Origin of the sequence: Pseudomonas sp. RW407 (assembly GCF_003176655.1) — a bacterium.
Lineage (GTDB): Bacteria > Pseudomonadota > Gammaproteobacteria > Pseudomonadales > Pseudomonadaceae > Pseudomonas > Pseudomonas delhiensis.
On sequence record NZ_QGSL01000107.1, the window covers coordinates 2,089,065 to 2,097,166 of the forward strand.

Sequence of the window (8,102 nt, forward strand, 5' to 3'; positions counted from 1 at the left end):
GACAACCCATTCATGAAGCACCGCATCACCTCCGCCTCCGGAGCGCACCGCTCCTTCCCCGGCCAGCGCCTGGCCCAGCCGCGCCGCCTGCTCGCGCTCAGCGCGCTGGCCATGGCCCTGCAGTCGGCGATGCCACAGGCCCTGGCCGCGCCAGAAGCCGCCGGGCACGCCTACAGCATCCAGGCCGGCAGCCTCGGCCAGGCGCTGACCCGCTTCGCCGCCCAGGCGCAGATCACCGTGCAATTCTCCCCGGACCTGACCCAGGGCCTGAACTCCAACGGGCTGCGCGGCCACTACAGCGTCGAGGAAGGCCTGGCCGCCCTGCTCCGCGGCACCGGCCTGCAGGCGGTGTTCCGCGGCGACGGCGTCTACGGCCTGGTGCGCAACCCCGACGCGGCGCTGGCGCTGGACGACACCCTGGTGGTCGGCCAGACCCTGGGCAGCATGACCGAGGGCACCGGCTCCTACACCACCGGCGCGGCCAGCATCGGCGGCAAGAGCCCGCAGGCGCTGAAGGACATCCCCCAGTCGGTGTCGATCATCACCCGCCAGCGCATGGAGGACCAGGGCATCACCAACCTGGCCGAGGCGCTCGACCAGACCACCGGCATCACCCTGGTCGGCGGCAACGACGCCAACACCAAGGTGCTGTCCCGCGGCTTCGCCCTCACCAACATCCAGGTCGACGGCGGCACGCCCGGCTTCCGCGAGCAGACCTACGACACCCTGGCGGACACCACCGCCTACGACCACATCGAGGTACTGCGCGGCTCCGACGGCCTGTTCGGCGGCACCGGCGAGCCCTCCGGGGTGATCAACCTGGTGCGCAAGCGGGCGCTGTCCGAGGCGCAGACGCAGGTCAACCTGTCCGCCGGGAGCTGGGACAACTACCGCAGCGAAGTCGACGTGACCGGCCCGCTGGCCTTCGACGGCGCGCTGCGCGGGCGCTTCGCCGCGTCCCAGGAAAACAAGCGCTACTTCTACGACGGCGCCGACAGCGACAAGCACGTGCTGTTCGGCGTGCTGGAGGCCGACCTCACCCCGGCCACCCTGGTCAGCGTCGGCGGCACCTACGAGTGGCGCGACATGGACGGCTACTGGGAAGGCGGCCTGCCGCGCTACACCACCGGCGACCCGCTGGGCCTGTCGCGCAGCGACAAGCTGAGCGCCGACTGGTCGAGCAACAACTACAAGCGCAGCGAGGGCTTCCTCAAGGTCGAGCACAGCTTCGACGAGGACTGGAAGATCAACTCCAGCTTCACCCGCAGCCGCTACGACACCGAACAGGACATGGGCGCGGTGAGCGGCCCGATCAACCCCGACACCCTCGAAGGCGCCACCTTCCAGCGCATCGTCCGCAACTACAGCATCGACCAGGACCTGTTCGACGCCAACCTGCAGGGCGCCTTCGCCGCCTTCGGCCGGCGCCACGAAGTGCTGATGGGCGTGGACTACTCGGACATCCAGCGCAGCTACGCCGACCACAGCGAGTGGACCTCGCGGCAAGCGGTGGACGTGTTCTCCACCGACATCGGCTCGCTGCCCAAGCCGGCCAGCCCCGCGCTCTACTACGAGTACCCGGACTGGAACATCCGCAAGAGCGGCGCCTACGGCACCCTGCGCCTGGCGCTGGCCGACCCGCTCAAGCTGATCGTCGGCGCGCGCTACTCCGACTACGCCAATACCATCCACGCCCTGGTGCCCTCCTTCGGCACCAACAGCAAGGACGGCGGCCACGACAGCGGCATCGTCACGCCCTTCGGCGGCCTGGTCTACGCCCTCACCCCGCAGTGGTCGGTGTACACCAGCTATGCCGAAATCTACAAACCGCAGCCGGAAATCCTCGACCGCGACTTCAAGCCGCTCAAGGCCATCACCGGCGACACCTACGAGATGGGCGTGAAGGGCGAGCTGTTCGGCGGCCGCCTGAACCTCTCCTCGGCGCTCTACTACACCCGCCAGGAGAACAACGCGATCCAGCTGTTCTACGAGAGCACGCCGACCAACGCCTGCTGCTACGTGGCCGGCGGCAAGATGGTCAGCAAGGGCTTCGACACGGAAATCTCCGGCGAACTGGCGCCGGGCTGGCAGCTCACCGCCGGCTACACCTTCAACATCAACGAGCAGCGCAAGACCGGCGACGACACCGCGGTCGGCAAGCCGATCAGCACCCAGACGCCCAAGCACCTGTTCAAGTTCTTCACCACCTACCAGCTGCCCGGCGAGCTGAACCGCTGGAAGCTCGGCACCGGCGCCACCCTCCAGAGCAGCAACTACGTCAGCGGCGAAGTCCAGCGGCGCCTGGAAGACGGCTCGCTGAGCCCCAGCACCAACAGCTTCGAATACACCCAGGCCGGCTACGCGCTGTGGAACGCGCTGGTGGAATACCGCATCGACGAACACTGGACCACCGCGCTCAACGGCAACAACCTGTTCGACAAGAAGTACTACCAGACCGTCGCCAGCAGCGACCAGGGCAACTGGTACGGCGCGCCGCGCAACTTCATGGTCACCTTGCGCGGGAAGTTCTGACGGCGTAGGGCCCTACCCTGCTCCCGGATGCCCGCGATTTGCGGGCATTCGTTTTCTTGTCGTCGAGAGGATGGGGATGGTAGGTGTCAGGAGGGGCTGCTATCGGCCGAGGCTGTGTAAAAACGTTTGCTCAAATTCGAGGCTCACGTTGCTACGTAAAATCTACGGAGACTTTCCAAGCTGACCCGGCTGGAACTCGCGAGGAAGCGCGAAATTTGCTCTCTTTTTGAGCATCCCCGCTCTCGAATACGTTTTTACACAGCCTGGGCCAGAAGCAGCCGGTCAGAGAGCTATTCGCCACAGGAGAGATCGGTTCTCGTACGGCCTTCACTGCGTGTCGAGGGTTACATACGGGGACAGACCGGATGGCGCTCCGGCACATCTGCACTTGGTTATCACCTTCGTTAGCGGCAACTCCTTCAAAACCGATGTGCCGGATAATGTCACCGAGGGTATCGGCTTTATTCACCACATCAAGTCATTCCAACAGCCGGTATTCAGCGCGGCTGAAGTCGACGCCACACTGAAAGCTCTGCAGGCCGGCCGACGCGCGCCGCACCTCACCACCCACCGCGAGCATGTGCAGCCTTAAACGTCGTAGTGATCCGACAGCGGAGCGGCCATGCCTGAAGTGTGGCGGTGCCCTGCTAATTCGCACCGTGAAATCAAGGGTGAAAGCAGGACAGCAGTTTTGGGGATGCTCGGGGGTCCCCAAGTGCCGGACGATGCAGAGTACTTAAAATGCAGAAGGGCTTGAAAATCGAGACTTGTCCCCAATTACTCTTTCTCAAGAGGTCAGGCTGTCGGTACGGCTTGTGCCTCAGAGTCTAATTTCCTCCAGCGCTTACCACCCCTAACCCAGCGGTCATTATCAATCCATCACATAAAAGGAATGTCCGGAATGGACTTCATTACCACCGGTGTCATCGCAAGTGCTGTTTACGACCTCCTGAAGAACGGCCTGAAACTCAGTGCTGGCGTGCTGAAGGATCGCCTGGGCCAATGGATCAAGGAGGACGTCGTCGCCGAAGCCGTTGCTGGCGAGCTTTCCAAGCTTGATCTTCACGATGGGCTGAGTGAAAAAGCTATCTCCCAGCAACTCGATCAATCCCAGGCAATTTCCACGCTAATCCGCGACATCAACGCGGAGGCTGCTCTGGTTGCACCGTCCACTATCACCACCGTCAACCAGACGCATAGCGGCAGCGGCGACAATGTGGCTGGCAACAAAATCGTCAACTGAGCTACGGAAAGTGTGCGTGTGACTAATTTTGAGCAACACCATAGCGGTGATGGGGACAACGTTGCGGGTGACAAGATCATCAATGAGATCAGGTCGCTTGCCCCGAAAGACCTCATCGCACCCATAGGAATGGTGTTTGAAAGCCTTAGGCAAAAGGATAAGGCGACAGCCAAGGCCCAGATGGGCATGCTCAAGGCGATCGCGCAGCGCGAAGAGGAGTCTGCCGCGCTGATAGAGGTCATTTCCATCTATGGTGGGCTCGTGGACGCTCAAAACCGCGATGCTGCCTGGACGACTGTCGCGAGGATCGTTTCACGCACCACAAACCCCATCATCAGGGACGTTTGCCAGGCCGCTCTGCTGCAACTGTCCTACCGCACCGCACGTGAGGAAGAGGCGAAAGACCTTTATTTGGCTGAGTCCTCACCGGGTGCGTACGCCCAGGAAGCCTATCTGCGTTGTTACGCAGGCGAAGAGCAACTGCGTACGGCCGTGAAATGCTTTCCTCCGGAGGGTGTACTAACCGGTGCTGTCGAAGGGGCCATTCGGCTGCACTCAGCAAATCTGGCGCTTGAGCTGGCAACACGGCTGAATTCGCTCTATGACTCCTACAACGCCAGAGTGCTCTTGGCGATGGCAACAGGCCTTGCGCTCAATCCGGATCTTGCGGGGCATCACCTTTGGCTGAACCGGCCGGAGGTGAAGGAGCGGGTGGACGAACTCAGAGATATGGTCATTCGGCTTTTTGAGGAGTCGGGTACCGACGGGCGCGTTCATGACCTTGGTTGCTCGATTTTCAAAATATACCAATATCAGTGCGGTGTGCTGCTCGAAGCGCTGAAAAAACACGTCGAGCACTTAGACCCGAATAGATCCGAGGAGATTGCCAGGTGCAAGGCGTTGGCAGGGGACGATACATACCTCCCGCAGGCAGAGAAGGATTTGCAGGCAGCCTATGAAGATCCGCAAAAACGGCAGGCATGGTGCCGGCAATTTCTTGAGGCGAGTTCTCACAGTCTTGGAGAGGTGGGCCCTTTCATCAATCTGGCCAAGTCGTCCGAGCTTGGTGAGTGGTTGAGCCGCGAGACAATCCTGACTGGGGCTTCCGAGATGGAGGAAGCCTATATCAGGCTAGTCGCTGATATTTTTCGGTGCTCGGGCCAAGGCGATAGCCCAGTGCATCGGCATGAGATTGAGGAGCACGTAGACCAGTTCGCCGCCGAGTGGGAGGCTGCACTCCCCACCATCATGCCAAACGGTCTCTTCGAGCTTGCGGAGAAGTTAGTCGCCCTCAATTTGCCGCACAAGGCACTCAGGCTCATCACGCCGGTCATGCCCAACCATGAGCTGTGGCCTTCGCCCTATGTATTGACTTACCTGAATTGCTTGCAGGAAGCCAGACAGAACAAGACCTTTGACGAAGTGATCGCCAAGATCAAAGGCGCCGATCAGTCCGTAGCGTTGCTGAGCTTTCAGTCGGTGCAAGCTGAACGTGGCGGTGACATCGACTTGGCGATCAAAATTAGCGAGTCGATGATCGAGCTTGCGCCCGAATGGCCCTATGCCTGGTACCGGCGCTGCTATCTCCTTGGTCACTATCGTAGCCTAGAGGAGCAGCAGGCATTCCATCCGCGCGTTCCGGACTCGGTATTGCTAAAGCCTTCACGTGAAGTGAAGGGCATCCTCTTTTTCCTGACACTCGCTGGAAGCTTCAAGCGAGCAGAACCCCGCTGGGTTGAGTGGATGATCGAGGATCCCCGAGGAAATGCAGTCGATCTCGTCAATTTCCACTTCGGCCTCGCTTTCCGGCGATGTGAGCCCATGGAGGTTTCGTCCTCGATGCGGCAATGCCTGGCGGCTGTTCAGTACACCTATGAGGGGGACTCAGTCGTCCGGCTTATTGTCGATGATGAGCTGGAGGGTAGTGAGTGCACGTTGAAGGCTTCTAGCCAGGTAGGGCAGCTTTTGCAGAGGCTGTCGCCAGGCGAGAGAGAAAACCTGAACATGGCTACCTACAAGATGGAGGAGCGTCTTCTACCTTACGTGGCATGTGTACGAATCGCATTGAAGCTGCGTCACATCCACAACGATGGCAGCGATTGCTTCGTGATGATGCACATGCCAGCTGACCCTGCCGAGTTTATTCCTTTTCTCCAGGAAAAGATGACACGGGATGCGGAGCGGCGTGAGCATCTGCAGTCAATGGAGGCCATTCCGTTGTACCTGCGCGGTCATGCGCTATACCCATCGGATGCCTTCAAGGCTGCTATGAACTGCTGGACTGACCAACGAATTCCCAAATCGCCACTATGTGATACAGGAGAGACGGAACCGACTGCAATCGTACTCGATGCTTACAGCATCAGCTATCTGGCGGTTACAAATGCTGCTAGATATTTACTAGACACTGGTATCTCGTTCGTCGTCCCTGCGGCTACGAAAGAGACCCTTAAGGCGTTCCTCGCTGAGGTCTCTGACGAGCACTTTATGCTCTTGGGCGTTACTGAGGGCGGGAGGCTTTTCCGAACGACAGCATTGGATTTGCGTGAGCGGGATGCCCACGTCCTCGAAAACTTATGCCTCATCCTGGACAACGCTACCGTTGTCCGGCCGATTGTGCATGACGCTGAGCTTGAGGCCTTCGCGATCAAAGACGCCGTCGACGCTACAGTTTATGACGCGATGCAGCTCTCGATAGCCAACCAGATTCCATGGTTCTGTATGGATGGGGCTTTTGGTGCCCTTCACAATGCGAAAGGCCATCCTTTAGTGAATGTCCAGGCAGTTTTGCTTAGGGCAATGGTGAGCGCACCGTTTGATTTCGAACAAAGGCGTCACGCATTAGTGCTCTACGCTTTAGGAGCGCTTCCACTGCCGCTCACGTTCCAAGATATCTATCGCTTGGCTAATACCCCGAGCACGCTGGCTGGACTTATCCTTTTCAAGATCATTCAGACTCATGGGCGCGAAATCTTCGCCGCTGAAGGGCGCCCGGAAATGCTGCTAAACGCGATTTATCTGCACCTTGACTGCCTATTTGGTAAAGAGGCTCTGGCGGTCAACTCAAGGTACAGCCCTTGGGTGACGTACACCTCCCATGTGTTCAACCACGGACTAAGCCTTTATCTCGCCTTGTCCGGTACCGGCAGTGCTGAGTTTCGGTTGGCTACTGCGGTGCACCATATGGCTCAATTGAGCATCGATAACCAATCGTTTCTGAAGAGTCTAATAGGCAGGTTTGTGTATTTTGCTCATGGGCATTTCATGAGCTGGGAAGCGATCAGGAAAAACTACCTGTCAATCGCCGAGGCCAGGCAGCTTCAAGAGCCGAGCCCAGACAGTAATAAGACGGAATCGAAACCAAAAGTGGGACCAAGTGCCCGGGAATAAGTCTGAAGCCTCTTGGTCATTAGATACCTGTAGCCATGCCCGCTTCCGGCCAGAAACGGACGTTTGCGCATACAATAAGCGCCTGATCTTTCCGATCATGAAATAGCTACCCGAACAAGGAACTCGCCTCCATGGCCTCCTCAGACAAACAGAAGAAACGTGCCCAGCGGGCCAAAGCCAAGGCCAAACAGAACCGCATGGGCAAGCCGAAAGCCAATGTCATCCATCCGCTTCTGGCCCACCCGCTGATCAACGAGCCGTTCGATGATTTCGAACTCGACCTGAGCACCTTCGACTTCAAGGACATCCAGGAGAACGGCTTCGACCCGGTGTATTTCAGCGATCTGTTCGAGGCCATGAGAGACGCAGAGGACATCAGCCTGCTCGCCATGTGCCTGGTGTTCCTGCAATACCCGGTGTTGCAGTTGGTGGTCGCCGAGGAACCGGAAGAGGCTACGACCGATTTCATAATGGGCCTGCTGGTCACCTATCGCGAGATCTTCCACGATGAAGACGAAGACATGGCACTGGCCTGGGTCGAAAGCCGCGCCTTCCTGAGCGCCTATAACGAAGCGTCGGCGATCCTGCAGAAGAAGATCGCTCGCGCCTGAAGAGAGCACCTCATATCTACGATCTTGCTCATGCCCACCAGCGCAGCGGAGACGTGCCTGGCTGCGCTCTCGGTGGTTAGAGCTACCGCTCCGGCAAGAGTGGACAGTCGCTCTGGGGAAATCACTCTATCCATGTACCGACTCGCATCGATATCAGATATGAGTCGGAAGGGGAGCCTTGTAGCCTGCCACTGCCATCGCTCATTTGCCTCAAGGCGTTCAGTACCTTCAAGAGCGGTTGCGTGATCGGCGCACGAACCGGTCGTGAAGCTTGCCCTCTCACCCACAACCAAAAAACAACTCACCCCCTTCCCTCGCCCGCCCCT

At 59.2% G+C, this 8,102-nt stretch carries 4 protein-coding genes and 1 pseudogene; all 5 read left to right on the plus strand.

The window, feature by feature from the left end:
• Window positions 1-12 precede the first annotated feature (12 nt).
• The 5 genes and pseudogenes from DK254_RS33600 to DK254_RS33620 all read left to right on the plus strand — a co-directional run bounded on the left by DK254_RS33600 (window position 13) and on the right by DK254_RS33620 (window position 7,776).
• Entirely contained in the window at window positions 13-2,532 is a 2,520-nt protein-coding gene (locus tag DK254_RS33600) for a TonB-dependent siderophore receptor (RefSeq protein ID WP_109937284.1), read from the plus strand.
• 373 nt (window positions 2,533-2,905) lie between these two features.
• Window positions 2,906-3,272: pseudogene (locus DK254_RS33605) on the plus strand (nuclease); the annotation flags it as partial.
• 161 nt (window positions 3,273-3,433) lie between these two features.
• The gene (locus tag DK254_RS33610; protein ID WP_109937285.1) at window positions 3,434-3,775 is read left to right on the plus strand and encodes a hypothetical protein; all 342 of its coding nucleotides are present in this window, start codon (window positions 3,434-3,436) and stop codon (window positions 3,773-3,775) included.
• An 18-nt stretch (window positions 3,776-3,793) separates the two neighbouring features.
• Window positions 3,794-7,165, plus strand: coding sequence for a hypothetical protein (locus DK254_RS33615; protein ID WP_109937286.1), 3,372 nt, complete (start codon window positions 3,794-3,796; stop codon window positions 7,163-7,165).
• 131 nt (window positions 7,166-7,296) lie between these two features.
• Window positions 7,297-7,776, plus strand: coding sequence for a hypothetical protein (locus DK254_RS33620; protein WP_109937287.1), 480 nt, complete (start codon window positions 7,297-7,299; stop codon window positions 7,774-7,776).
• Window positions 7,777-8,102 lie beyond the last annotated feature (326 nt).

Coding starts and splice junctions, on each gene's coding strand:
- DK254_RS33620 (WP_109937287.1), top strand. CDS start 7,297: ATGGCCTCCTCAGACAAACAGAAGAAACGTGCCCAGCGGGCCAAAGCC.
- DK254_RS33610 (WP_109937285.1), top strand. CDS start 3,434: ATGGACTTCATTACCACCGGTGTCATCGCAAGTGCTGTTTACGACCTC.
- DK254_RS33600 (WP_109937284.1), top strand. CDS start 13: ATGAAGCACCGCATCACCTCCGCCTCCGGAGCGCACCGCTCCTTCCCC.